The organism is Aeromicrobium sp. Leaf289 (assembly GCF_001423335.1).
Classification (GTDB): Bacteria; Actinomycetota; Actinomycetes; order Propionibacteriales; family Nocardioidaceae; genus Aeromicrobium.
In genome coordinates, this window is sequence record NZ_LMNK01000002.1 from 557,870 (window position 1) to 581,916 (window position 24,047).

Consider the following 24,047-nt stretch of genomic DNA (forward strand, 5'->3'; position numbering starts at 1 on the left):
GGGGAGCGTCAGTCGCTCGTCTCGCCACCGTCGGAGGCGAGGGTCACCTCCGCCTCGGCCTTCTTGCCGTCGCGCAGGTAGGTCAGCGTGACCTTCTCGCCGGGGCGGTAGCCGCGGATGCCGGCCACGAGCGCGTCGGAGCTGCCGACGGGCTGGCCGTTGATGGCGGTCACGATGTCGCCCTGCTCCAGACCGGCCTCGGCGCCGGCGCTGTCGGGGTTGACCTCGGTGATCTCGGCACCGATGCCGGTGATGTCGTCGCTGTCGACGGCAGGACGGACGGTGACGCCGATGAGGGCGTGCTCGACCTTCTCACCCTTGACCAGCTGGTCGGCCACGCTCTTGGCGAGATCGATCGGGATGGCGAAGCCCAGGCCGATGGAACCGGCGCTCGCGGCGGTCGTGCCACCCGAGCGGATGGCGGAGTTGATGCCCACCACGCGACCCTCGAGGTCGACGAGCGGTCCGCCGGAGTTGCCCGGGTTGATCGCGGCGTCGGTCTGCACGGCGGGGAACACGGTGGTGTTCTGGCCCGAGCCGTCTGAGGAGGAGACGGGACGGTTGAGCGCGCTCACGATGCCGCTCGTGACGGTGCTCTCGAGCCCGAAGGGCGAACCGATCGCCACGACCTCCTCGCCCACCGCGAGGTCGGACGACTTGCCGAACGTGGCCGGGGTGAGGCCGTCGCGCTCGACCTTCACCACGGCGAGGTCGGTCTTCGGGTCGCGGCCCACGATCGTGCCCTTGGACGTGGTGCCGTCGCTGAAGGCCACCGTGATGGTGCCCTGCTCGGCCGCCGCCTCCACGACGTGGTTGTTGGTCAGGATGTTGCCGTCGCTGCTGATGACGATGCCCGTGCCGGACCCGGCCTCCGACCCACCGGAGACGTTGATCTGGACCACGGACGGCAGCACGGCCTTCGCGACTTTCTCGACCTGGCCACTCGTGGCCTGGTCGCTCCCGCTGGTCGAGTCGAGCGAGCTGACCACCGGGCTCGTGCCGGAGTCGCCGGCACCGAGCTGGTCGTAGAGGGCGGCGCCGCCGGCTCCGGCGGCTGCGGCCAGCAGCGCGATGGCGGCGACGCCGGCCACGGCCCGGCGGGGTCGACGTCGGGGCTTGTCCGCCGGCGCGGTGTGCTCGGCGAAGGTCGGCTGCTGGCCGCCACCGGCGCCGGCCGGGAGCACGACGGTGGGCTCGGCTCCGGGGTGGCCGGCCGCGGGCGCGGCGGGTGCCTCGTAGCGGTGCGCGTACTCCGGGGGGACCGGGGTGCCGGTGCGGTCGGGGGTCGAGGCCGCCGGCTGCTCGGTCGTGGGCTGCCCGGTCGTGGGCTGCCCGGTGGTGGGCTGCTCAGTGGTGCGGTCCGGGGCCGAGCCGTGCTCGACGGGGGTCTGCACCGTCGGCTCGTGGTCGGCCGGGTGGCCACCGGCCTGCGGCTCACCGGTCGCCTGCTCGGGCGTGATCTGAGCGTCGGCGGGCTGCTGGGGAAGGTGCTGCTCGGGGGCAGCGCCAGGGGTGCCCTCCGCGCCCGAGGAGGGCGCATCGCCGGCCCCGCGCTGCGTCGGGGGGGAGTAGGGGCGATCGGCGAAGGGATCGTTCTGGTCGGTCATGGAACAACATTCTCCCCGATCACTGAGAGCGCGCTGAGCGGCGCGTGTGAGCGGCGGAAGAAGATCGCGGTTCCTGTGGCCCGACGCCGCAGGTCAGAGCGGCGTGTCGTCGCCGCGCTCGGCCGCCGACGGCAGCGAGAACGTGACGACCGTGCCGCCACTCTCGGGCGACTCAGCGTGCACGGCACCGCCGTGGCGCACCGCCGCCTGCTGCACGATCGACAGACCCAGCCCCGACCCCGGCATGGTGCGCGCCTCGGTGGAGCGGAAGAACCGGTCGAACACGTGCGGCAGGTCCTCCGCGGCGATGCCCGGACCCTCGTCGCGGACGGTCAGCACGCCCTCGTGCAGGGCCACGGTGACCCTGCCGCCGTCCGGGCTCCACTTGACCGCGTTGTCGAGGAGGTTGGTCACGGCGCGCTCGAGCACGTGGGCCTCGCCGATCACGTCCCACTGCTCCAGGCGGACGTCGAAGGTCAGCCCGGTCGAGCGGGGTCGCACCCGCTCCAGCGCCTGCTCCACCACGTCGACCAGGTCGAGCGGCTCGGGGGCGCGGTGCAGGGGCTCGTCGCGCGCCAGCTCGACCAGGTCGCCGACCAAGGTGGTCAGCTCGCCCAGCTGGGCCCGCACGTCGTCCATGATCTCGCGACGCTGCTCCAGGCTCAGGGTGCGGTCCTGCCGCTCGGTGGCCTGGCCCAGCAGCTCGATGTTGGTGCGCAGGCTGGTCAGCGGGGTGCGCAGCTCGTGGCCCGCGTCGGCGACGAGCTGGCGCTGGCGCTGCTGCGAGGCGTCGAGCGCCATGAGCATCTGGTTGAACGACGACGTGAGCCGGGCCAGCTCGTCGTGCTCGGACCCGGTGACCTCGATCGGCTTCAGCTCCGCGGTGCGGGCCACGCGCTCGGTGGCGGCGGTGAGCCGGCGGACCGGCCGCAGCCCGTTGGTGGCCACCACCCAGCCCGCCACGCCGGCCACGAGGATGCCGACGGCGCTCGTGAGCAGCAGGATCAGCTGCAGCCGATCGAGCGAGCGCTGGGTGGACTCCATCGACTGCGCCAGCACCAGGGCCTGCCCGGGTCCGGCCTGGACGGCCACGATGCGGTACGGCACGCCACCGATGCGGGCCGTGCGCTGCGACGTCGTCTCCTCGCCCAGCGACACGGCGATCTCGCGCTGGTCGTAGGGCACGTTCGAGCGGGTCTGCGCCGTGAAGATCTTGCCGCCCTCGACGGAGATGAACCGGATCCCGAACACCGAGAGCAGGTCGACGTCGGCCGCCGACATCGACGACGGGGAGTAGCCGGCCGACACGGCCGCGTCGGCCCGCTTCACCAGCGAGGCGTCGAGCGAGCCCTCCAGCTCGGCCCGCACCGTGATGTAGACCGTGGCGCTCGCGACGGCCAGCACCGCGGCGACCGCGCCCGTGGTGAGAAGAGCGACGCGCAGGGCCAGCGAGGCCCGCGCGGTGTACGGGTGGATCCGCCGCCTGGCCGCGTCGACCACGCCGGTCGTCCGCGAGGTTTCCTCGGCGGGCGCGGTGTCACCGCTCGCGGCGCCGGCCCCCGAGGGACGGACGCTCGTCGTGGCGGGACGGGAGGCGTCGGGGGACGAGGCCGTCATCAGGGCGGCGTCTCGCGCAGCACGTAGCCCACGCCGCGCACGGTGTGCAGGAGCCGCGCCTCGCCCTCGGCCTCGAGCTTGCGGCGCACGTAGCCGACGTAGACCTCGAGCGAGTTGGCGGTGGTGGGGAAGTCGAAGCCCCACACCTCCTCGAGGATGTACGACCGCTCCAGCACGCGCTTCGGGCGCTGCATGAACAGCTCGAGCAGGGCGAACTCGGTGCGGGTCAGGGAGATGGCGCGCTCGCCGCGGGTCACGTCGCGGGTGACCGGGTCGAGGGTCAGGTCGGCGAACTCCAGCGGTTGCTCGTCGGCCTCGAGCTCGGCCTGGCGGGCCGAGCGACGCAGCAGGGCGCGCACGCGGGCCAGCAGCTCGTCGAGGGCGAACGGCTTGGTCAGGTAGTCGTCGGCGCCCGCGTCGAGGCCGTCGACGCGGTCGCTCACGGCATCGCGCGCGGTGAGCACGAGGATCGGCACGTCGTTGCCCGCGCTGCGCAGCGCCCGGGTGGCCTCGAGCCCGTCGAGCCGCGGCATCATGACGTCCATGACGATGATGTCGGGGTCGGTGCGGGGGACCACGGCGAGCGCCTCGGCGCCGTCGGAGGCGAGCTCGACGGTGTAGCCGTTGAACTCCAGCGAGCGTCGCAGCGAGTCACGGACGGCGCGGTCGTCGTCGACCACCAGGATGCGCATGGGTCCAGTGTGCCCAACCCTGGTGAGAATCGGCTGAGTTCGCCCTCGAGTCCTGCGGCGGACCGCGGGTGCGGTCAGTCGGTGGGCGGGTGGAGCGCGGCCTGCGCGGCGGCGGTGGCGCGGGCGCCGTAGGTGCCGCCGAACAGCACGGCGTGCACGAGCAGCGGGTGCAGCTGGTGCAGCGGGACGCGGGCCTGCCACCCGTCGGCGAGCGGGGCCTGCTCCTCGTAGGACTCGAGCACCCGCTGAAGGTGCGGCAGCCCGAACAGCGACAGCATGGCCAGGTCGGTCTCGCGGTGCCCGCCGTGCGCGGCCGGGTCGATGACCCAGGCCTGTCCGTCGGTGCCCCACACGACGTTGCCCGACCACAGGTCGCCGTGGATGCGGGCGGGGGGCTCGGCCGGCCCGGCGATCTCACGGATGCGGCCCATCGTGCGCTCGATCGTCCCGGCCTGCTCCTTCGTGAGCGCCTTGCGCTGCACCGCGGCACGTACGTAGGGCATGACCCGGCGCGACGCGTAGAACTCCGGCCACGTCTCGAGCGGACGGTTGGGCAGCGGGGCGAGCCCGATGAAGCCGTCGACGTCGGCACCGAACGTGGGCGCCCCGGCGGCGTGGGTGCGGGCCAGGGCGCGGCCGAACCGCTCGGCCGCCTCGACGGTCGGCTTGCCGGGCTCGACCCAGGCCAGCACCACGCACTCGTCGTCGGCACCCAGGAGCTCGGGCACCTTCACCCCGTCGGACACCTCGGCCAGCCAGCGCAGCCCGGCGGCCTCGCGGGCGAAGAACCCGGCCGGGGCCTGCGGGCGGGTCTTGATGACCGCGGTGCGGCCGTCGCTCAGCCGGAGCCGGGTGGTCGTGCAGATGTCGCCACCCGCCACGGGGGTCGTGGCGACCACCCCGTGCCCGATGAGCGCCTCCGCGCGCGCTGCCGTCCCCGTCATCCGTGCCATGGCGGCGAGGTTACCCGGTGAGGTCGGCACGGAGCCGCGGTACGGCGGCCACGACGGCGTCGCTGGTCCGCTCGACCATGGCGAGCACCTGCTGGAAGCCCTCGGCCCCGCCGTACCAGGGGTCCTCGACCTCGTCGTCGCCCGGCGCGGCCTCCGGGTCGAACGAGCGGAACATCCGCACGCGCTCGGCGTCGGCCACGGTGGGGGCGAGCTCGGTCATGTCGGCGTGGTTGCGGGCGTCCATCGCGAGCATGAGGTCGGCCTCGGCGTACGTGTCGGTGGTGAACGTGCGGGCGCGGTGACGGGTCGGGTCGTACCCGGCGGCGCTCAGTGCGGTGGCGGCGCGCTCGTCCATCGGCTCGCCCTCGTGCCACCCGCCGGTGCCGGACGACGTGACCACGACGTCGTCGGCCAGGCCGGCGTCGGCGAGCCGCTGCTCGAGCACCACGTGCGCCATGGGGGAGCGGCAGATGTTGCCCAGGCAGGTGACCTCGACGCGCAGGGGTCGCTCGCTCATGCGCTCAGTCACCCGCGAAGGCGCCGAGGACGGCGTTGACGATCGAGATCACGATCGACGCCAGCACCGCCCACCAGAAGCCGTCGATGAAGAACGGGGCGTCGAGGGAGTCGGCGATGCGCGACGTCAGCAGCAGCAGGCCGGCGTTGATGACGACCAGCGCCAGCCCCAGCGTGAGGATGATGAACGGCAGCGACAGCACCTTGATGATCGGCGCGATGAACGTGTTCACCACGGCGAAGATGGCCGCGACGACCGCGAGGGTGACGAGCCGGTCCGACGTCGTGTCGCTCGCCGTGCCGATGCTCATGTGCGTGCCGAGCAGCCACGCGGCCGTGGCCAGCGCCGCCGCGCCGAGCACCCAGGAGGTGAGAAGTCGAGAGAGCATGCGTCGATCATGGCAGTCGCCCCGCTCCCGGCGCGATTCGCCGCGGAACGTGTTCCGCCCCTCCCGTCCCGCAGATTCCCAGGTCGACCTGGGAATCTGCCGCCGCGCACGGGAAACCCCCGTCTGCAGGGGTTGCTTCCCGTGCGCGAGCGGGGAGAACCGTGCGGCTAGGTCAGAGGTGGCAGCTCGTCCGGGTGGTCGCGCCGGGCAGTCTGCGCCAGCACGATGCCGACCAGCACCAGCACGACGCCGCCCAGCTGCACGGCGGTGAGCGACTCGGCGTACCAGCCCCAGCCGACGACGCTCGCGACGACGGGCTCGAGCATGGCCACCACGCTCACGACGGTGGCCGGCAGGGCGCGCAGCGCGAGCAGCAGCAGGAAGAACGGCGTGACGGTGCCGAGCACCACGACCCAGCCCATCGCCAGCCACGCCGGGACCGTGAGGTCGGAGAGTCGGCCGAGCATCGACGCGTCCGCGCCCAGTGCGTCGGCCTCCCAGACGGGTGCGACGACGTTCATGAGGACCGCGGCCATCGCGAACGCCCACAGGATGTGGTGCAGCGGCTCGGCCGAGACACCACCGTCCTCCCCGAGCAGGAAGTAGGCGGCGAAGCAGCCCGCCGCCAGCAGCGCCATCACCACGCCCAGCCCGTCGAACACCAGGCCCGACCAGACCTGGCTCACGACCGCCAGCCCGACCAGGGTGAGCGCCAGAGCCGGCCACATCCGGGCGTGCACGGGTTCGCGTCGGGCGAAGCGCACCCACATCACCACGAGCACCGGGCCGGTGTACTCCAGCAGCAGGGCGATGCCGAGCGGCAGCCGGTTGATCGCGACGTTGTAGAACCCCTGCAGCCCGGCGATGCCGACGACACCGAGGCCGATCAGCAGCGGCAGGCGGCGCACGGCGGGCAGGCGGAGGGCGGACCGGTCGACGACGAGGGCGACGACGACGAGCACGAGCAGCGCCCCGGTGATGCGCACCGTCGTGAACGTGGCCTCGTCGGTGCCCGAGCGCAGGGGGATGCGGGAGGCGCCGGCGTTGAGCCCGAACAGGACGGCCGCGGTGAGGACCAGCGCGTAGCCGACGACGGGCGACCGCACGGGCTGCGGGAGGTGGGCGCTGGTCACGACAGCATCATCGCGGTCCAGCGGCGCGCGGCTACCCTCGGCCCATGACCGTCCCGCTGCCGCGCTCCGTCGTCGACGCCATCCCCGGCTACAAGGCCGGCCGCGCCGCCGAGCTCGACGAGCTGAAGCTCTCGAGCAACGAGAACCCCTTCCCGCCGCTGCCGGGCGTCGTCGAGCGCGCCGCGGCCGAGCTGGCTCGCGTCAACCGCTACCCCGACGCCGGCGTCACGCTCCTGCACGACGCGCTGGCCGCCCACCTGGACCGACCGACCGAGGCGTTCGCCGCGGGCACCGGCTCGGTGGCCGTGCTGTTCTCGCTCCTCGACGCCTACTGCGGTCCGGGTGACGAGGTGGTGACGGCGTGGCGCTCGTTCGAGGCGTACCCGATCGCCGTCACGATCACGGGGGCCACGCACGTGCGCGTGCCGCTGCGCGCGGACGCCACGCACGACCTCGACGCCATGGCCGCGGCGGTCACCGACCGGACGAAGGTCGTCGTCGTCTGCACGCCGAACAACCCGACCGGCCCGGTCGTCGGCCATGACGAGCTGGAGCGCTTCGTCGAGTCCCTGCCCCCGTCGGTGCTGGTGGTCGTGGACGAGGCGTACGTGGAGTTCGTGCGCGACCCGGCCGCCGCACGTGGTCTGGAGCTGCAGGCGCGGTTCGACAACGTGGTGGTCCTGCGCACCTTCTCGAAGGCGTACGGGCTCGCCGGCCTGCGTGTCGGCTACCTCGTGGGCCACGCCGACGTGGCCTCGGCGACGCGCAAGGCGACGCCCCCGTTCAGCGTCACGGACGTCGCCCAGGCGGCCGCGGTCGCGTCGCTCGAGGCGCGCGACGAGCTGGCCGAGCGCGTCGAGTCGGTCGTCGCCAGGCGTGCGACGCTGCTCGAGGGCCTGCGCGGCCAGGGCTGGACCGTCCCCGACAGCGAGGCGAACTTCGTGTGGCTGCCCACCGACGACGGCCCCGCCCTCGCCGAGGCACTGTGGCCCGTCTCGGTCCGTCCCTTCCCCGGCCCGGTGCCCGACGGCGGCGGCGTGCGGATCAGCGTCGGCACCGACGCGGCCAACGAGCGCCTGCTCGACGCCGCGGCGCGGCACCTGACGGGGCGGTAGCCGGGTCCCGTCCTGCTGCTGCGCTGCTCTGGCTGGGTCTGGTCCTGCGGCTGCGCTGCGTCGGCTGGGTCTCGTCCTGCGGCTGCGCTGCGTCGGCTCGGCGTCGTCCTGGGTCTAAAGAGCGGCCTCGACCGGCGGTGGGGTGCGCGCTCGGCGGAGGTTCTCGGAAATCGGTCGGGGCCGGTCGCACCGCTGCGCTGCTGCGGGGCGAGTGGTCCTGCGCTCCGAAGGGGCCTCGACCGGCAGCGGGGTGGGTGCTCGGTCCGGGTTGTCGGGCCGTGGGTCGCATGATGCGTTCGGGTCGTCCTGACCGTCTCGTTGCCTCGTCGTGTGTCGGTCGGGGCCGTCAGAGGTAGGTAGCGCGCGTTATCCGCAGGGCGGAGGTAGGTGGCACGCGGATACGGACCTCCATACCGCGGCTCACCTACCTCTGACGCTCCGATTCCGCGGGCCACCTACCTCTGACGAGCCGGTTCGGCGAGCCACCTACCTCTCACTCGGCCTGGGCAGTGGGAGGTAGGTGACGCACCGCATCCGGGCGGTTTGAGGTGCGAGATCTACCTCTGACGGCCCGGTTCGGTACGAGACCTACCTCTGACGGCCCGATGAGGTGCGAGACCTACCTCTGACGACCCAGGACCGGCCGCGGCACCGGGGCTCGGCCGAGCGGGAGCCCATCCGCCGGTCGAGGCCCCTTTCGGAGACCGAGCCGAGACCCAGCCGGAGCAGCGCAGCCGCAGGACGAGACCCAGCCGAGGCAGCGCAGCCGCAGGACCAGACGCAGCCGCAGGACCAGACCCAGCCGCAGGACGACGACCGGACCTACGGCGCCAGCCAGCGGTGGATGAGCGGGACGACCGACGAGCCCTCGCCGCTGGCCGCGGCGACGCGCTTCATCGACCCGGCGCGGATGTCGCCGACGGCGAAGACGCCGGGGGCGGTGGTGGCGAGGGTCTCGGGCGGGACGATCGCCTCGGCCGACCAGGGGCCGGGCACGCCGCCGGGGCCGAGCCAGGCCTCCTTCGGCACGTCGCGACCGGTGAGCACGAAGCCGTTGGGGTCGCGCGTGACCTCGGCTGGCAGCCAGCTGCACGTCGGGCGTGCGCCGAGCAGCAGGAACAGCCCGGCCGCGACGACCCGCTCGACCTCACCCGTGGCGTTGGTGCGCAGGTCGAGCCACTCCAGCTGCCCCGCGCCGCCGCCGTCGACGACCTCCACGCCGACCCGGACCGAGACGCGCTCGTTCCAGCGGAGCTCGTCGACGAGGTACTGCGACATCGTCTCGGCGAGGTCGCGGCGCACGACGATCGTCACCGACGACGCGAAGCGGGCCAGGTGGATGGCCGCCTGCCCGGCGGAGTTGCCGCCACCGACCACGACCACCGGCTGGCCCTCGACCTCCTGCGCCGCGGTCATCGCCGACCCGTAGTGCACGCCGCGACCCACGAGCTCCTCCACGGACTCGACGTCGAGGTGGCGGTAGGCCACGCCCGTCGCGATCACGACCGACCGCGCGCGCACCTGCCCGCCGCCCACCGTGGTGATGACGTGCTCACGCTCGGCGTGCGGGGCCGACGGGACGCACGGCCGGAGCGCGTCGACCTCCCACCCGGTGAGGAACCGTGCCCCGAACCGGATCGCCTGCGACCGCGCGCGCTGCGCCAGTCGCATGCCGGAGACGCCGCGCGGGAAGCCGAGGTAGTTGCGGATCATCGAGCTGGTGCCGGCCTGCCCGCCGATGGCCTCGCTCTCGAGCACGACGGTGCTGAGCCCCTCGCTCGCCGCGTACACGGCGGCGGCCAGTCCTGCCGGTCCGGCGCCGACCACCGCGACGTCGACGACGTCGTCGACCACCGTCTCGCCGGGTCCGCCGTACATGACCTGGGCCACCTCGCGCACCGACGTCGGCACGAAGGGCGGTCGGTACACGCTGGCGACCACCGGCTCCCCGGGCTCGCCGCCGTTCTCGACGAGCTCGGCCAGCACCGCGCGGCCGACGTCGCTGTCGGGGTGGTGCACTCCCGTGGGGATGCCCATGCGTTGGGCGAAGTCGCGCACGGCGGCCGTGAGCGGGTTGGACGGGCCCGAGACGATCCGCATCGTCTCGACCTCCGGTGCGGCCACGGTGGACCCCCAGTCCGACAGCAGCTCCCCGACGGCGCCGTGGAACTCCTCGTCGCGCAGGCCCCGTGGCATGAGCAGGTAGCCGTCGAACTTGCCGTGCGCGAGGCCGGGGCGGAGTCGGTCGCCCTCGTCGAGGAAGCGGTCCCAGGGAACGGTCACGAGCCGACGCGCGGTGGGCACCACCCGACGCCAGGTGGCGAACGACGTCCACACGTCGGCGTCGGGGAGGGCGGCGTCCTGCACCACGAGCGCGACCTGGCGGCCGTCGGCGCACAGCCGCTCGAGCAGGGCGGTGGCGTCGGCGCACGTGCGAGCGACCCGCACGTCGTAGTCGCGGTGGTAGCGGCGGAACTCGTCGTCGAGCAGCGACGCGTGGTCGTTGCTCGCGAGGAGGATCACGGGGTGGTCCACCCTCGAAGTCTAGGAAGGCCCCGGTCGCCTCCGGTGACGATCCGGTGAACGTGCGCCTCACGGGGGCCGCGGGGCTTGGCCGACGTGGGCCCGACGCGTTACCGTGGCGTCGTGATGTGACTGCGGTCACGCCACGACCGACCGCCACGCCCGCGCCACCACTGCGGGTCAGCGGTCCCGTACCGCCCCACCGACGTGGAGACCCCGCGCCGGCAGCGAGAGGAACAGCGCATGACCGTACCCCTGCACACCCCGACCACGTCCACGGACGCCGGGTCGCGGCGAGTGACCACGCCCTCGACCGTCGACACCGAGCTCGTCCAGCTGCTCACACCCGAGGGTCGTCGGGTCGAGCACGAGCGCTACGCCTTCGAGGGCGACGACGAGAGCATCCGCGCGATGTACCGCGACCTCCTCCTCGTCCGCCGCATCGACCACGAGGCGCACGCCCTGCAGCGTCACGGCGAGCTCGGCCTGTGGGCGCAGTGCCTCGGGCAGGAGGCCGCGCAGGTCGGCTCCGGCCGCGCGCTCGCGGCGCAGGACTTCGCGTTCCCCACCTACCGCGAGCACGGCGTGGCGTGGTGCCGCGGCATCGACCCGGCCAAGCTGCTCGGCCTGTTCCGCGGTGTCGAGCTCGGCGGCTGGGACCCCGCCGAGACCGGCATGGCGCTCTACAGCATCATCATCGGCGCGCAGACCATGCACGCCACGGGCTACGCGATGGGCCTGCAGCGCGACGGCGTCGTCGGCACGGGCGACCAGACCCGCGACGCCGCTGCCCTCGCCTACTTCGGCGACGGCGCGAGCAGCCAGGGCGACGTGCACGAGGCGTTCGTCTGGGCGTCGTCGTTCAACGCACCGGTCGTCTTCTTCTGCCAGAACAACCACTGGGCCATCTCGGTGCCGATGGCCCGCCAGAGCCGCGTGCCGCTGGTGCAGCGCGCCGCCGGCTACGGCTTCGGTGGCGTGCGGGTCGACGGCAACGACGTGCTGGCCGTGCACGCCGTCACCCAGGCGGCGCTCCAGCGAGCACGCGACGGCGAGGGACCGACGCTCGTCGAGGCGGTCACCTACCGGATGGGCGCGCACACGACGTCGGACGACCCCACCCGCTACCGCGACACCGCCGAGGTGGAGGCGTGGAAGCACCGCGACCCGCTGGCCCGCGTGGAGACGTACCTGCGCGAGGTCGACACCCCCGAGTCGTTCTTCACCGACCTGCAGACGGAGGCCGAGGACCTCGGTGCGCACCTGCGCGAGGCCTGCCGCTCCCTGCCCGAGCCCGACCTCGGCGCGCTGTTCGACGGCGTCTACGCCGACGCGCACCCCGAGCTGGCCGAGCAGAAGGCCGAGTACCTCGCGTACCGGGCGTCGTTCGAGACCGAGGGTGGTGCGGCATGAGCACCAGCACGAGCACGAGCCAGAGGACGTCGGCCGTCGGCCAGCGGCTGAGCCTCGGCAAGGCGATCAACGCCGGCCTGCGGGCCGCCATGGAGTCCGACCCCAAGGTCGTCGTCATGGGTGAGGACGTCGGCCCGCTCGGCGGCGTCTTCCGCGTGACCGAGGGCCTGCAGAAGGACTTCGGCGAGGACCGCGTGATCGACACCCCGCTCGGGGAGTCCGGAATCGTCGGCGCCGCGGTGGGCATGATGCTGCGCGGCTACCGCCCGGTCGTGGAGATCCAGTTCGACGGCTTCGTGTACCCCGCCTACGACCAGATCGTCAGCCAGGTCGCCAAGCTGCACGCCCGCAGCCAGGGCGTCGTGACGATGCCGGCCGTCATCCGCATCCCGTTCGGCGGCGGCATCGGCGCGGTCGAGCACCACTCCGAGAGCCCCGAGGCGCAGTTCTGCCTGACCGCCGGGCTGCGCGTGGTGAGCCCGTCGAACGCCCACGACGCCTACTGGATGATCCAGCAGGCGATCGCCAGCGACGATCCCGTCGTCTTCATGGAGCCCAAGCGTCGCTACTGGGACGCCGGGCCGGTCGGCCAGGAGAGCACGCCGCTGCACGCCTCGCAGGTGGTGCGCGACGGCCGCCACGCCACGCTGCTGGCCTACGGGCCCATGGTGCGCACGTGCCTGGAGTCGGCCGAGGCCGCCGCCGAGGACGGGGTGGACCTGGAGGTCATCGACCTGCGTACCCTCAGCCCCCTCGACCTGGGCCCGGTGCACGAGTCGGTCCGACGCACGGGCCGCGCCGTCGTGGTGCACGAGGCGTCACGCACGCTCGGCCTCGGTGCCGAGATCGCCGCCCGCGTGCAGGAGGAGTGCTTCTACTCCCTCGAGGCACCCGTGCTGCGCGTCACCGGCTACGACATGCCCTACCCACCCAGTCGGGTGGAGGAGGAGTTCCTGCCCGACCTCGACCGTGTGCTCGACGCCGTCGACCGCGCGATGGCGTTCTGAGAGCGGGAGACATCTGATGAGTGAGTTCAGGCTGCCCGACGTGGGCGAGGGACTGACCGAGGCCGAGGTGCTCACCTGGCACGTCGCCGTGGGCGACGTCGTCGAGGTGAACCAGGTGATCGTCGACATCGAGACCGCCAAGTCGGTCGTGGAGCTGCCCAGCCCGTTCGCGGGCGAGGTGACGGCCCTGCTGGTGCGCGAGGGGACGACCGTGCCCGTGGGCACGCCGATCATCGCGATCGGGGGTCCGACGGGAGCCGTCGTGCCCGACGACGCCCGCGACCTCACCGACGAGCGCCCGGTCGAGGACGACGCGGAGGAGCCGGCGGCGCAGGACAAGCGCGAGCCCGTGCTCGTCGGCTACGGCGTGCGCACGGCGTCCACGCGCCGACGTCGGCGCAAGGGCGACGAGCAGGTGAGTGCTCCCCTGGCCGCCCCGAACGCCGGCGTGGCGACGGTCGAGCGTCCGGCTCGGTCCGGCTCGGCGACGGGTGACGTGCGTGCGCTGGCCAAGCCGCCCGTGCGCAAGCTGGCCAAGGACCACGGCGTGGACCTCACCACGGTCCCGTGCGACGGCCCCGTGGTCACCCGCGCGGACGTGGAGGCGTTCATCGCCGGACGCAGGTCGGAGCCGGTCACCGTGCCGACGTCGACCTCACCCGCCGCGCCGGCACCCGTCAGGTCGGCCGAGGGCGACACCCGCATCCCCGTGAAGGGGGTCCGCAAGGCCACGGCCCAGGCCATGGTCAGCTCGGCGTTCACCGCACCGCACGTCACCGAGTGGGTCACGCTCGACGTCACCGCCACGATGGAGCTGGTCGAGCGGCTCAAGGCCGACCGGCGCTTCCGCGAGGTCAAGGTCTCGCCGACGCTGGTCGTGGCCAAGGCCGTCTGCCTGGCGCTCGCCCGCACGCCCGAGCTGAACGCCAGCTGGGACGAGCAGGCGCAGGAGATCGTGCTCAAGGGCTCGGTCAACCTCGGCGTCGCGGCCGCCACCGACCGCGGTCTCGTGGTGCCCAACATCCCGGGCGCCGACCGGATGAGCCTGGTCGAGCTGGCGCAGGCGCTGGGCGACCTCACTGCCACGGCCCGGGCCGGCCGCACCCAGCCCGCGCAGATGAGCGGTGGCACGTTCACGATCACCAACGTCGGCGTGTTCGGCGTCGACGCGGGCACGCCCATCCTCAACCCGGGCGAGACCGGCATCCTGTGCGTGGGCCAGATCGATCGACGTCCCTGGATCGTCGGCGCCGGACCGCAGGAGCGCGTCGAGGCCCGCTGGGTGACCACCCTGGCCGTCAGCTTCGACCACCGCGTCGTCGACGGCCAGCAGGGCTCGCAGTTCCTGGCCGACGTCGCCGCGCTCCTGCGCGACCCCGCCCTCGCCCTCACGTTCTGACCCACCGAGCGGTGACTTCTCCACCGATGGGCGGGCGGAGTGGCCGAGCGGTGCGGATTCCACCGGCTCAGGGCTGAGACGGTGGAATCCACACCTCCCTGCGCGATGCGCACCGTTTCGGTGGAGAACTCACCGCTCGGGGGGAGTCAGGAGAGGCGCTCGCCCGCCTCGACGACGTCGGTGACCATGTTGCCCGGCGACGCGAGGGGGCAGCGCCAGCGGTCGTCGTAGCGGCACGACGGGTGGTAGGCGAAGTTCAGGTCCAGGACCAGCGTGCTGCCGTCGGCACCCTCGCCCAGCCAGGAGCCCTTGGCGGTGTCGAGCAGGTAGCGCCCCGCACCGTACGACCCGCCGGCCTCCGACTCCCGGCCCGACGTGCCGTCCCGCAGGGGCACGAAGATGCCGCCGGCGTACTGCTGCAGCGTCCACACGTCGAGCGTCGAGCCCGATGGCAGGGCCAGCTGCCCGGTGCGCTGCATCGTCACGTCGCCGTCGCCCCCGCCGTCGACGACCCGCTCGTCGGGGTCCACGGCATCGGTCGGCGCGGGCAGCAGCGGCAGCTCGAACCGCCAGGCGGGGTCGTAGGGCCAGTAGGGCAGCCCGGTCTCGCGCAGCGGGTCGCGTGCCGGCAGTGGTGACTGGGGGTGGCTGCGGAACAGGTCGTCGCGACCGCTCCGCCACGTCGCATGACCCCGTTCGGGGTCGGGATCGGCGCGCACCTGCTCGTAGAGCGCGGCCACGCGCACCCGCCAGTCCACCAAGGTCAGCACACCGGCCACGCTAGAGACCCCCGGCGGATCCGCAACCCCCGAGGCGACCTGGGCACGGCCCGACACCCGGCGCATACTGGGGCGAGTGAGCGGAGCGACGAGCAGGAGAGGGCCGGTGGCGGTCTGGCTCGTCGGGCTCTCGCTCTACTTCCTCGCCGTCTTCCACCGCTCGTCGCTCGCGGTGGCGGGACTCGCCGCGAGCGAGCGGTTCGGCATCTCGGCCGCCCAGCTGTCGACGTTCGTCATGCTGCAGCTGGTGGTCTACGCCGGCATGCAGATCCCGGTGGGTCTGCTGCTCGACCGGTTCGGTCCCCGCCGGATCCTCACCATCGGCGTCCTCGTGCTCACCGCGGCGCAGGTGACCTTCGCCCTGGCCGACACGTTCGCCGTGGCGCTCGTCGCCCGCGTGTTCGTGGGGCTGGGCGACGCGATGACCTTCGTGTGCGTGCTCCGGCTCGTGACCACGTGGTTCCCGTCGCGCCGGATCCCGCTCGTCACCCAGCTCACGGGCGTGCTCGGCCAGATGGGAGCCCTCGTGGCCGCCGCTCCCATGACGTGGGCGCTGCGCGAGCTCGGCTGGACCACCACCTACCTGTCGGCGGCGTCGCTGGGCATCGTCCTGCTCGCCGCCCTCCTGCTCGTGGTGCACGACGAGCCCGGCTCGCCGCGGGTGCTCGGCGCCCCGTTGTCGTGGACGACGGTCCGCTCCAGCCTCGCGGCGTCGTGGCGTCACCCGGGGACCCGACTGGGCTTCTGGGTGCACTTCACGACCCAGTTCAGCGCCACCACGCTGGGCCTGCTGTGGGGCTACCCGTTCTTCGTGCGCGGCGAGGGTCGCACGCCCGCCGAGGCAGGCGCCCTGCTGACGATCCTGGTGCTCGCCGTCATGGTGGCCGGGCCGACGCTGGCCTGGGCCATCACCCGCGACCCGTGGCAGCGCTCGAGCATCGTGCTCGGCATCGTGTGGGCGGTCGTCGCGGTGTGGACGGTCGTGCTGGTGTGGCCGGGCGACGCGCCGGCCTGGCTGCTCGTGGTGCTCGTGGTCGTGGTGGGCGTGGGCGGACCCGCGTCGATGATCGGCTTCGACCTCGGCCGATCGTTCAATCCTCCCAACCGGCTGGGCGCCGCGACGGGCATCATCAACCAGGGTGGCTTCGTTGCCTCGTTGCTGCTGGTCGTGGTCATCGGCCTGGTCCTCGACTGGCGCACGCCCGGTGCCAGCACGGCCTACTCGGCGGAGTCGTTCCGCTGGGCGATGTCGGTGCAGTACGTGCTGTGGGCCGTCGGCATCGTGCAGATCTGGCGCTACCGCCGGCGCACGCGGGCGGAGCTGCTCGCCGAGGACCCCGACGCCCGCGAGCGCTGGCGCGACGGCCTCGCCTAGCCGAACCGGTCAGGCGACGTCGAAGGTGACGCCCGTGGCCAGCTCGGACGCGGTCCACAGGTTGTCGGCCAGCTCCTCGTCGCGCGCGGCGCGGGTCATGCCCACGAGCACGGGCTTGCCGCGCATCTGACCGAGCAGGTTCGGGCCGACGTACTCGCCGCCGGTGAAGCTCGCGTCGGTCGCCGCCCTCAGCGAGGGCAGGGCACCGGCGGCGGCCGACTGGCCGACCACGCGACTGATCTGGTGCAGCCCGAAGCCGAGCATCGGGTTGCCCATCTTGAGGCCGGTCTGCTGGAGCTCGGTGTTGGCGTAGCCGGGGTGCGCCGCCACGCTGACGACGCCGAGGCCGGCGGCCTTCGCGCGCCGGTCGAGCTCGAGGGCGAACGACAGGTTCGCCAGCTTGGACTCCGCGTAGGTCTGCCAGCGGCGGTAGCGCCGCGGCGAGCCCTCGGGCGTGAGGGCTCGCAGGTCGACGCCCTTGGCACCGGTGTGGGCGAGGGAGGAGACTGTGACCACGCGCGCGTCACTGGCCTTCAGCACGGGCCACAGCCGCGCGGACCAGGCGAAGTGCCCGAGGTGGTTGGTGCCCATCTGCAGCTCGAAGCCGTCGGCGGTGGCGCTCTTCGGGGGGATCATGATGCCGGCGTTGTTGACCAGCAGGTCGATCCGGTCGTGGCGCGACGTGAGCTCGCCGGCGGCGCGCTCGACGTCGGCCAGGTCGGCCAGGTCGAGGGCGAGCGTCTCGAGGTCGACGTCGGGCAGCTCGGCCCGCAGCCGCGCGACGGTGGCGTCGGCCTTCTTCGGGTTCCGTGCGGTGACCACGAGGGCGGCGCCCTTGCGGCCCAGCTCGAGGGCCGTGTGGAAGCCGAGCCCGCCCGTGACGCCGGTGACGACCGCTCGGGTGCCGGTGAGGTCGGGGATGTCCTGCGCGCTCCAGCTCATGGGATGAACGGTAGCGGCCCCCGGCGAGCCGCGCCGGACCTATGATCCGCTCGTGAGCAGGGTCCTCGTCGTCGTGTCCGTGGTCGTCGCAGCCGTCGCAGGGTTCGTCCTCGGGTCCTCCTCGGCCGAGGAGGTGTCGTCTGTCCCGGTGGGGGACGCGGGGGCCGGCGCGAAGGTCGTCGTCGCCTATCCCGACGTGCCCGAGGCGTGGCGCGGCTGGCAGGACGACGTGCGCGAGAGCGGTGTGCTCGAGGAGGCCGCGAAGGACCTGCGGTCCGTCGTGGCCCTGCCGCGGGAGCTCACCGTCGAGGTGACGACCTGCAAGGACGGCACCGGCTACCTCCAGGGCGAGGCGCTCGTCGAGCTCTGCCTGCAGGACGTGAAGTCGAGCCGCGACGAGCTGGAGGACGCGGACGCCGACGACGTGGACGAGACGCTCCGGGGCATCTGGCGCGAGACGTTCTTCCACGAGGCCGGGCACGCCCTGATCGACCTGCTCGACCTGCCCTTCACGGGGCGTGAGGAGGACGTGGCCGACCAGTTCGCCGCCTGGCGACTCGCCGAGTCCGGCGACGAGGCGTCGACCGACGCGCTCCTGTCGTCGGCCTTCGAGTACGAGATCCTCGCGTCGGCCTACGAGGCCGACCCCGACGACGAGCACTCCTCCGACGCCGCGCGGGCGGTCAACTATCTCTGCTACCTGTACGGGTCCGACCCGGACACCTGGGAGGACCTGGTCGACGACGAGCCGCTCACCCAGGACCGGGCGGACCTCTGCGAGGACGAGTGGGACCGGCTGCGCCTGGGCTGGCGCGAGCTCCTCGACGACGTCGACGCGCTGCGCGGCTGACGCCGCAGGGTCGTCAGAACGTGACGGCCATCTGCTCCAGCACGCGGTGGGCCAGGTCGGTGTCGCCGGCGATCCCGACGTCGACCGCTCCCGGGCCGCGTCGGCCCGCCGCCAGGACGGCGAAGGCGTCCGACGACAGGGTCAGGGTGGCCGACGGCGACCCGGGGACGCCGGGACGGGCTCGACCGTCGTCGCCGACCGTGGCGCCCACCTGCATGGCGAGGGGGCCGGTGAGGTCCCACAGCACCGACGTGCCCGCGGTGGCACCGACCTTCTTGCCCAGCACGTACGGCATCGCGAAGGAGAAGGTGTGCGTGGTGACGACCGCGGCCGGCGAGTCGAGGTTGCCCGGCCGGCCCACGGCGCGGCGGACGTCCTGCTCGTGGCACCAGATGTCGACGGTGCGGTTGCGCAGCATCGTGTCCCACGTCCAACCGACGCCGGCCGGCGTGTGGTCGGCGCGGGCCGAGGCGTCGGTCGGGGGCGCGTCGCCCAGGCTCCGGGCCCGCGCGTCGATGCCGGCACGGAGCTCGGTCAGCACCTGCTCGCGGGAGAGTCCGCGGCGTGCCTCGACGCCGGCCTCGGTGTAGGCCGACGCGAGACCTCCTGGCGAGGCGGTGGTCGGTGCCTCGTCGACCACGTGCCCGGCCGTCACCGCCTCGAGGTGCGCCAGGTGGGACGCGACGTCGGCGACCGTCCAGCCCGGCAGGTCGGTGGGCGTCGACCACTGCGCGTCGTCGAGGTCCTCGAGCAGGGCGAGGGTGTCGCGGGCGCTGGCGAGCCAGGCGTCGATGTAGGTCTGCAGCATTCAGCTCTCCTGATGGCTCTTGCGTCGGGTCCACCACGTGGCGATGGCGAGCACGACGCCCACCGCGGTGGCGATCCAGGTGAGGCCCGCGCCCAGCCGGGCCCGGTCGAGAACGCCCTCGGCGACGGCCACCCGATAGGTGGCGGCGTCGGCGGCGCGGTCGCGCGGGGTGCACCGGATGGCCACCTCGTCACGACCCTCGGGCTCGAACGCGATGAGGTACCAGGTGGAGCCGTCGCGCGCGACGGTCAGGTCGATCGGCGCCTTCTCGAGCTCGACCGGCTTCGCGCTCTTGCCCGGCGGGGTGGCCGTGCAGGTCACGTCGCGCTCGGGCTGGCGGACGTCGGTGAACACCGCGAGCGACCCCCCGCCGGCGTCGACGCGCTCGGTGACGGACTCCAGCGTCGCGTCGCGCACGTGGTCCCACGAGCCGGCCGCGACGATCGTGCCGACCATCCACCCGCCGAGGACCACGAAGAGCGCCGCGAGGTACCAGAGCGGGTTGGTCAGACGCACGCGCTCACTCTGGCACACCTCGGGCGAGGTGCCGGTGTGACCACGCGCGTCGGTGCTTGACCGCGGCACGTCGAACGAGGACGATGGTTGAACATTCATCTTCTTTAGGAGTCCGCCATGGACGAGGTCTTCCTCATCTCCCGCATCCTGTTCGCCTACCTCGTCATCGGGTCCGGCATCGGCCACCTGACGGCCACCGGCGCGATGGCCGGCTACGCCGAGTCGCGCGGCCTCTCCAACGCCAAGCTGCTCGTGCAGATCAGCGGCGTCGCGCTGCTCGCCGGCGGCCTGTCGGTGCTGCTCGGCATCTGGGGCGACATCGGCGCGCTCGGGCTGGCCGTGCTGCTCCTCGTGACCGCCGTGCTGATGCACGCGTTCTGGAAGGAGAGCGACGGCCAGGCCAAGCAGATGGAGATGGTCGCGTTCAACAAGAACGTCGCGCTCGCCGGCGGCGCGCTCGCGCTGTTCGTCCTGCTGTCGACGGACTTCGCGCCGTACACGATCACCGGGGCGCTCGTCAGCTGGTGACGACTCCCGGGGCGCCCGCGAGGCGCTCCAGCACGAGGGCGAGCGGCGGCCACGTCGCTCGCCCTCGGCGCGTCCAGACGTAGGTGCGCATCGTGACGCCCGGGTCGTGGAAGGGGACCACGGTCACGCCGTCGCGCGGCGCACGCCAGAGCGGCAGCATCCCGACGCCGAGCCCGGCCACGACCAGGTCCTCCACGAGGTCGAGGCTGTCGGAGAGGTGCTCGACCCGCGGCTCGAACCCGGCCATCGACGCCAGGACCCGCAGCACCTCCTCGTCGGCCGTGTTGCGGGAGTTCCCGATCCACCGATCATCGGCGTGGCGGCGCAGCAGGTCGGGCGCTGCGAGGTCGACCGACGGCGCGTCGGACGTCGGCACTCCCAGGCCCCACGGTGCCCGCCACAGGGGCTCGGCATCGATCGCCCGGTCGAGGGTCACGGGCGCCAGGTCGTAGTCGTAGACGAGTGCGAGGTCGATCCGGTCGGCGAGGAGCGCCTCGCGGGCCTCCCCGGGCTCCAGCTCGTGCACCACGACGTGGACGTCGGGGTGGCTTCCGGCCAGGGACTCGACGACGGGCAGCAGGGTGGACCGGATGGCCGTGGCGAAGCCGGCGACACGGACCGTGCCGGCCGGCTCGGCGTCGGGGTCGAGGTCGGTGCGTGCGGCCTCGACGGCGGCGAGGATCGAGACGGCGTGGTCGGCCAGCCGACGTCCTGCGGGGGTGAGTCGGACGCCGCGGCCGTCGGGCTCGACGAGCGGCGTGCCCACCTCGTGGGCCAGGGCAGCCACCTGCTGCGAGACGGTGGAGGTGCTCGTCATGAGCACGTCGGCCACGGCGCGCATCGACCCGTGGCGGGCCAGCTCCAGCAGCACGACGAGGCGGTCGGTGTTCACCTCATGATCGTCCATGATCGACGGACGATCCGTCCATCAATGTCGCGTGGACACGGATGGCGCGGTGGCGTTCGATGGCGGGGTGCAGAAGAACCCGACGCCCGCCTCACGTGGCGCCCTCATGGCGCTCGGCTCCATGACCTCCGTGCAGATCGGCCTCGCTGCGTCCGTCGGCCTGTTCGACCGCATCGGCTCGGAGGGCGCGGCGTGGCTGCGGCTCTCGTGGGCGGGCGTCATCATGCTGCTGCTCGTCCGACCCTGGCGTCGACGCCTGAGTCCGGCCGCGCTGCGAGCCTGCGTGGTGCTGGGCGTGGTGACGGCCGGCGTGACCATGCTGTTCATGGCCGCCGTCGCTCGGCTGCCGCTCGGTACGGCCAGCGCCCTGGAGTTCCTGGGGCCGTTGTCCGTCGCGGTGCTCCGCGGTCGGCGCGGCACGTGGGCGTGGCCCGCGCTGGCCGCGGCGGGCGTGCTCCTGCTGACCCAGCCGTGGAGCGGCGAGACCGACGGTCGGGGTGTCCTGTACGCGCTCGGCGCGGCCTGCTGCTGGGCGGCCTACATCGTCTACACGCAGAAGGTGGGCGACGCCGTGGACGGCGTGGTCGGGCTGGGCGTCTCGATGCCGGTCGCCGGTCTGGTCGCCACGCTGGTGGCGGGGCCGGCCACGATCGGCCATCTCGACCTGGAGCTGCTCGTCGTCGGCATCGGACTGGCCCTGCTCGTGCCGGTGGTCCCGTTCGCGCTCGAGATGCTGGCGCTGCGCCGCCTCACGACCGCCGCGTTCGGGACGCTCATGTGCCTGGAGCCGGCCATCGCCCTCGTGGTCGGGCTCGTCGTGCTCGACCAGGTGCCCGACGTCGCTGCCGTGCTCGGTCTCGTCTGCGTCGTGGCGGCCGGCGTGGGTGCCACGCGCTCGGGCGGCCGCGAGACCGTGCCTGCGGCACCCGCCCCGTCCGCCTGACTCCAGACGCACGACGACGCCCCACCCGCGACCGGGTGGGGCGTCGTCGTGGAGGTCAGAACGCGGCCTCGTCGAGCTCCATGATGCTCGCGTCGACGTTCTCGGCCATCGCGCGCTCCGCCGTCAGGCGGGGCAGCACGGTGCGAGCGAAGAACGACGCCGCGGCGACCTTGCCCTCGTAGAAGGCCTTGTCGGAGCCGGTGACGCCCTCGTCGAGCCGGGCCAGCGCCACCTCGGCGCCGCGCAGCAGCAGCCACGACACGACGAGGTCGCCGAGCACGTACACGAGGCGCGTCGTGTTCAGGCCGACCTTGTAGAGGTTCTTGACGTCACCCTTCTCGTCGGCCGGGTTGCTGGCCATGAGGTCGGTGAACGCGGCACCCAGGATGGCCTGGGCGTCGTCGAGGGCCGTCGCGAGCAGCTCGCGCTCGACCTTGAGGCGACCGTTGCCGGCCTCGCTCTTGACGAACTCGCCGACCTGCTCGGCCAGGTAGCCGATCGCACGACCCTTGTCCTTCACGATCTTGCGGAAGAACAGGTCCTGTCCCTGGATCGCCGTGGTGCCCTCGTAGAGGGTGTCGATCTTGGCGTCGCGGACGTACTGCTCGATCGGGTAGTCCTGCAGGAAGCCCGAGCCGCCGAACGTCTGCAGCGACTCGGTGCCGAGCAGCACCCAGGAGCGCTCCGAGCCGTAACCCTTGACGATCGGGAGCAGCAGGTCGTTGACCGACTCCTCGAGGGAGGCGTCCTCGCCGGACTCATCCTTCTGCATGATCGCGTCCTGCCACGTGGTCGTGTAGAACACGAGCGAGCGCAGGCCCTCGGCGAACGCCTTCTGCGTCATGAGCGAGCGGCGCACGTCGGGGTGGTGGGTGATCGTCACGCGCGGGGCCGTCTTGTCGGAGGCCTGCGTGAGGTCGGCGCCCTGGACGCGCTCCTTGGCGTACTCGAGCGCGTTGAGGTAGCCCGACGACAGCGTGGCGATGGCCTTCGCGCCGACCATCATGCGCGCGTTCTCGATGACGCGGAACATCTGGCTGATGCCGTTGTGAACCTCGCCGAGCAGCCAGCCCTTCGCCGGCTCGCCGCCACCGGTGGACGGGTCGCCGAAGGTGACCTCGCAGGTGGTGGAGACCTTGATGCCCATCTTCTTCTCGACGTTCGTGACGTAGACGCCGTTGCGCTCGCCGGTCAGGTCGCCGGTCTCGTGGTCGAAGTGGATCTTGGGCACGAGGAACAGGCTCAGACCCTTGGTGCCGGGGCCGCCGGCACCCTCGACGCCCTGGGGGCGCGCGAGCACGAGGTGCATGATGTTCTCGCTCATGTCGTGCTCGCCCGAGGTGATGAAGCGCTTGACGCCCTCGATGTTCCAGGAGCCGTCCTCGTTCGGGAAGGCCTTGGTGCGGCCGGCGCCGACGTCGGAGCCCGCGTCGGGCTCGGTGAGCACCATGGTGGCGCCCCACTGACGCTCGACCATGTGGCCGGCGATCTTCTTGTCCCGCTCGGTGCCGTTCTCGAACACGATCCGCGCGAAGGCGGGGCCGGCGGCGTACATCCAGATGGGCGGGTTGGCGCCCAGCACGAACTCGGCGGTGGCCCAGATGATGGAGGCGGGGGTGCGCTGGCCACCGAGCTCCTCGGGGACCTGCAGGCGCCACCACTCGGCATCCATCCAGGCCTGGTAGCTCTTGACGAACGCGGGGTTCATCGCCACCGTCATGGCGCTGGGGTCGTAGACCGGGGGGTTGCGGTCGGCGTCGTCGAAGGACGCGGCGAGGTCCTCGCGGGCGAGGCGGTCGACCTCGCCGAGGATGCTCTTGGCGGTGTCGAAGTCGATCTCCTCGAACGGGCCGGCGCCGAGGACGTCCTGGCGGTCGAACAGCTCGAAGAGGTTGAACTCGACGTCACGCAGGTTGCTCTTGTAGTGGCTCATGACTGCCTGTTCCTGGGTCGGGGGCGCGTGCGGTGCACGCATTCAGGGGTCCGGTGCGCGAGGATTACTCGTGAGTGCTACCGGCTGGTAACTTAAGTATCC

The 24,047-nt window shown here is 72.7% G+C and carries 22 protein-coding genes; 8 read left to right on the top strand and 14 right to left on the bottom strand.

Going from position 1 to position 24,047, the window contains the following annotated elements:
- Nucleotides 1-8 precede the first annotated feature (8 nt).
- From ASF37_RS06615 to ASF37_RS06645, 7 genes are all read right to left on the bottom strand, one after another.
- A complete protein-coding gene (locus tag ASF37_RS06615; RefSeq protein ID WP_056579587.1) occupies nt 9-1,607 on the bottom strand; it encodes a S1C family serine protease in 1,599 nt (532 codons plus the stop codon).
- A 93-nt stretch (nt 1,608-1,700) separates the two neighbouring features.
- Complete coding sequence (locus ASF37_RS06620; RefSeq protein WP_082506430.1) at nt 1,701-3,224, bottom strand: cell wall metabolism sensor histidine kinase WalK; 1,524 nt, start codon at nt 3,222-3,224, stop codon at nt 1,701-1,703.
- Nucleotides 3,224-3,916 carry a response regulator transcription factor gene (locus ASF37_RS06625; protein ID WP_055962632.1) on the bottom strand — a complete coding sequence of 231 codons (693 nt, stop codon included), beginning with the start codon at nt 3,914-3,916 and terminating at the stop codon, nt 3,224-3,226. The genes ASF37_RS06620 and ASF37_RS06625 overlap by 1 nt, the downstream gene beginning before the upstream one ends.
- 74 nt (nt 3,917-3,990) lie before the next feature.
- On the bottom strand, nt 3,991-4,869 hold the full coding sequence (locus ASF37_RS06630; RefSeq protein ID WP_055962635.1) for a fructosamine kinase family protein: 879 nt from the start codon (nt 4,867-4,869) through the stop codon (nt 3,991-3,993).
- A 10-nt stretch (nt 4,870-4,879) separates the two neighbouring features.
- The gene (locus tag ASF37_RS06635) at nt 4,880-5,386 is read right to left on the bottom strand and encodes a low molecular weight protein-tyrosine-phosphatase (RefSeq protein WP_055962638.1); all 507 of its coding nucleotides are present in this window, start codon (nt 5,384-5,386) and stop codon (nt 4,880-4,882) included.
- 4 nt (nt 5,387-5,390) lie between these two features.
- Complete coding sequence (locus ASF37_RS06640) at nt 5,391-5,774, bottom strand: phage holin family protein (RefSeq protein WP_055962641.1); 384 nt, start codon at nt 5,772-5,774, stop codon at nt 5,391-5,393.
- Between the two features lie 167 nt (nt 5,775-5,941).
- Nucleotides 5,942-6,907, bottom strand: a complete 966-nt coding sequence (locus tag ASF37_RS06645) for a DMT family transporter (protein ID WP_056579589.1) — start codon at nt 6,905-6,907, stop codon at nt 5,942-5,944.
- Between the two features lie 44 nt (nt 6,908-6,951).
- Between ASF37_RS06645 and hisC the strand changes: the two genes are divergently transcribed.
- On the top strand, nt 6,952-8,022 hold the full coding sequence (gene hisC, locus ASF37_RS06650; RefSeq protein WP_056579590.1) for a histidinol-phosphate transaminase: 1,071 nt from the start codon (nt 6,952-6,954) through the stop codon (nt 8,020-8,022).
- An 822-nt stretch (nt 8,023-8,844) separates the two neighbouring features.
- Here the strand turns inward: hisC and ASF37_RS06655 are convergent.
- The gene (locus ASF37_RS06655) at nt 8,845-10,557 is read right to left on the bottom strand and encodes an FAD-dependent oxidoreductase (RefSeq protein WP_056573977.1); all 1,713 of its coding nucleotides are present in this window, start codon (nt 10,555-10,557) and stop codon (nt 8,845-8,847) included.
- Nucleotides 10,558-10,788: 231 nt separating this feature from the next.
- On the opposite strand from ASF37_RS06655, the gene pdhA reads away from it, so the two are divergent.
- From pdhA to ASF37_RS06670, 3 genes are read left to right on the top strand one after another with little or no spacing between them, the layout of a single operon-like run.
- Nucleotides 10,789-11,958, top strand: a complete 1,170-nt coding sequence (gene pdhA / locus ASF37_RS06660; RefSeq protein WP_082480373.1) for a pyruvate dehydrogenase (acetyl-transferring) E1 component subunit alpha — start codon at nt 10,789-10,791, stop codon at nt 11,956-11,958.
- On the top strand, nt 11,955-12,965 hold the full coding sequence (locus tag ASF37_RS06665) for an alpha-ketoacid dehydrogenase subunit beta (RefSeq protein WP_055962655.1): 1,011 nt from the start codon (nt 11,955-11,957) through the stop codon (nt 12,963-12,965). Before pdhA ends, ASF37_RS06665 begins: the two co-directional genes overlap by 4 nt.
- Before the next feature lie 16 nt (nt 12,966-12,981).
- A complete protein-coding gene (locus tag ASF37_RS06670) occupies nt 12,982-14,364 on the top strand; it encodes a dihydrolipoamide acetyltransferase family protein (RefSeq protein WP_056579592.1) in 1,383 nt (460 codons plus the stop codon).
- 146 nt (nt 14,365-14,510) lie between these two features.
- On the opposite strand, the gene ASF37_RS06675 is transcribed toward ASF37_RS06670, so the two are convergent.
- Nucleotides 14,511-15,134: a DUF1684 domain-containing protein gene (locus ASF37_RS06675; RefSeq protein WP_200931188.1), complete on the bottom strand. Its 624-nt coding sequence runs from the start codon at nt 15,132-15,134 to the stop codon at nt 14,511-14,513.
- Nucleotides 15,135-15,249: 115 nt separating this feature from the next.
- Here ASF37_RS06675 and ASF37_RS06680 point away from each other — a divergent pair, with 115 nt between their 5' ends.
- Nucleotides 15,250-16,518, top strand: coding sequence for a nitrate/nitrite transporter (locus ASF37_RS06680; protein ID WP_056579594.1), 1,269 nt, complete (start codon nt 15,250-15,252; stop codon nt 16,516-16,518).
- A 9-nt stretch (nt 16,519-16,527) separates the two neighbouring features.
- Here ASF37_RS06680 and ASF37_RS06685 read toward each other — a convergent pair whose 3' ends face one another.
- Nucleotides 16,528-17,460 carry an oxidoreductase gene (locus ASF37_RS06685; RefSeq protein WP_056579596.1) on the bottom strand — a complete coding sequence of 311 codons (933 nt, stop codon included), beginning with the start codon at nt 17,458-17,460 and terminating at the stop codon, nt 16,528-16,530.
- Nucleotides 17,461-17,512: 52 nt separating this feature from the next.
- Here ASF37_RS06685 and ASF37_RS06690 point away from each other — a divergent pair, with 52 nt between their 5' ends.
- On the top strand, nt 17,513-18,310 hold the full coding sequence (locus tag ASF37_RS06690; RefSeq protein WP_056579598.1) for a DUF4344 domain-containing metallopeptidase: 798 nt from the start codon (nt 17,513-17,515) through the stop codon (nt 18,308-18,310).
- A gap of 13 nt (nt 18,311-18,323) precedes the next feature.
- Here ASF37_RS06690 and ASF37_RS06695 read toward each other — a convergent pair whose 3' ends face one another.
- Both ASF37_RS06695 and ASF37_RS06700 read right to left on the bottom strand, forming a co-directional pair.
- Nucleotides 18,324-19,118 carry a maleylpyruvate isomerase family mycothiol-dependent enzyme gene (locus ASF37_RS06695; protein ID WP_056579601.1) on the bottom strand — a complete coding sequence of 265 codons (795 nt, stop codon included), beginning with the start codon at nt 19,116-19,118 and terminating at the stop codon, nt 18,324-18,326.
- A complete protein-coding gene (locus tag ASF37_RS06700; protein ID WP_156367937.1) occupies nt 19,119-19,634 on the bottom strand; it encodes a hypothetical protein in 516 nt (171 codons plus the stop codon).
- Nucleotides 19,635-19,751: 117 nt separating this feature from the next.
- On the opposite strand from ASF37_RS06700, the gene ASF37_RS06705 reads away from it, so the two are divergent.
- Entirely contained in the window at nt 19,752-20,162 is a 411-nt protein-coding gene (locus ASF37_RS06705; protein ID WP_055962679.1) for a DoxX family protein, read from the top strand.
- Here ASF37_RS06705 and ASF37_RS06710 read toward each other — a convergent pair.
- Complete coding sequence (locus ASF37_RS06710; RefSeq protein WP_055962684.1) at nt 20,152-21,054, bottom strand: LysR family transcriptional regulator; 903 nt, start codon at nt 21,052-21,054, stop codon at nt 20,152-20,154. The two genes, ASF37_RS06705 and ASF37_RS06710, sit on opposite strands and share 11 nt — an antisense overlap.
- 82 nt (nt 21,055-21,136) lie before the next feature.
- On the opposite strand from ASF37_RS06710, the gene ASF37_RS06715 reads away from it, so the two are divergent.
- Nucleotides 21,137-22,012: a DMT family transporter gene (locus ASF37_RS06715; RefSeq protein WP_200931189.1), complete on the top strand. Its 876-nt coding sequence runs from the start codon at nt 21,137-21,139 to the stop codon at nt 22,010-22,012.
- A gap of 55 nt (nt 22,013-22,067) precedes the next feature.
- Here the strand turns inward: ASF37_RS06715 and ASF37_RS06720 are convergent, their stop codons facing one another.
- Entirely contained in the window at nt 22,068-23,945 is a 1,878-nt protein-coding gene (locus ASF37_RS06720) for an acyl-CoA dehydrogenase (protein WP_056579603.1), read from the bottom strand.
- Nucleotides 23,946-24,047 lie beyond the last annotated feature (102 nt).

Excerpts from the sequence above, each read along its gene's own strand:
- ASF37_RS06705 (WP_055962679.1), top strand. The coding sequence starts at position 19,752 with ATGGACGAGGTCTTCCTCATCTCCCGCATCCTGTTCGCCTACCTCGTC.
- ASF37_RS06720 (WP_056579603.1), bottom strand. The coding sequence starts at position 23,945 with ATGAGCCACTACAAGAGCAACCTGCGTGACGTCGAGTTCAACCTCTTC.
- ASF37_RS06630 (WP_055962635.1), bottom strand. The coding sequence starts at position 4,869 with ATGGCACGGATGACGGGGACGGCAGCGCGCGCGGAGGCGCTCATCGGG.
- ASF37_RS06665 (WP_055962655.1), top strand. The coding sequence starts at position 11,955 with ATGAGCACCAGCACGAGCACGAGCCAGAGGACGTCGGCCGTCGGCCAG.
- ASF37_RS06640 (WP_055962641.1), bottom strand. The coding sequence starts at position 5,774 with ATGCTCTCTCGACTTCTCACCTCCTGGGTGCTCGGCGCGGCGGCGCTG.
- ASF37_RS06635 (WP_055962638.1), bottom strand. The coding sequence starts at position 5,386 with ATGAGCGAGCGACCCCTGCGCGTCGAGGTCACCTGCCTGGGCAACATC.
- hisC (WP_056579590.1), top strand. The coding sequence starts at position 6,952 with ATGACCGTCCCGCTGCCGCGCTCCGTCGTCGACGCCATCCCCGGCTAC.
- ASF37_RS06695 (WP_056579601.1), bottom strand. The coding sequence starts at position 19,118 with ATGCTGCAGACCTACATCGACGCCTGGCTCGCCAGCGCCCGCGACACC.
- ASF37_RS06620 (WP_082506430.1), bottom strand. The coding sequence starts at position 3,224 with ATGACGGCCTCGTCCCCCGACGCCTCCCGTCCCGCCACGACGAGCGTC.
- pdhA (WP_082480373.1), top strand. The coding sequence starts at position 10,789 with ATGACCGTACCCCTGCACACCCCGACCACGTCCACGGACGCCGGGTCG.
- ASF37_RS06670 (WP_056579592.1), top strand. The coding sequence starts at position 12,982 with ATGAGTGAGTTCAGGCTGCCCGACGTGGGCGAGGGACTGACCGAGGCC.
- ASF37_RS06625 (WP_055962632.1), bottom strand. The coding sequence starts at position 3,916 with ATGCGCATCCTGGTGGTCGACGACGACCGCGCCGTCCGTGACTCGCTG.
- ASF37_RS06685 (WP_056579596.1), bottom strand. The coding sequence starts at position 17,460 with ATGAGCTGGAGCGCGCAGGACATCCCCGACCTCACCGGCACCCGAGCG.
- ASF37_RS06615 (WP_056579587.1), bottom strand. The coding sequence starts at position 1,607 with ATGACCGACCAGAACGATCCCTTCGCCGATCGCCCCTACTCCCCCCCG.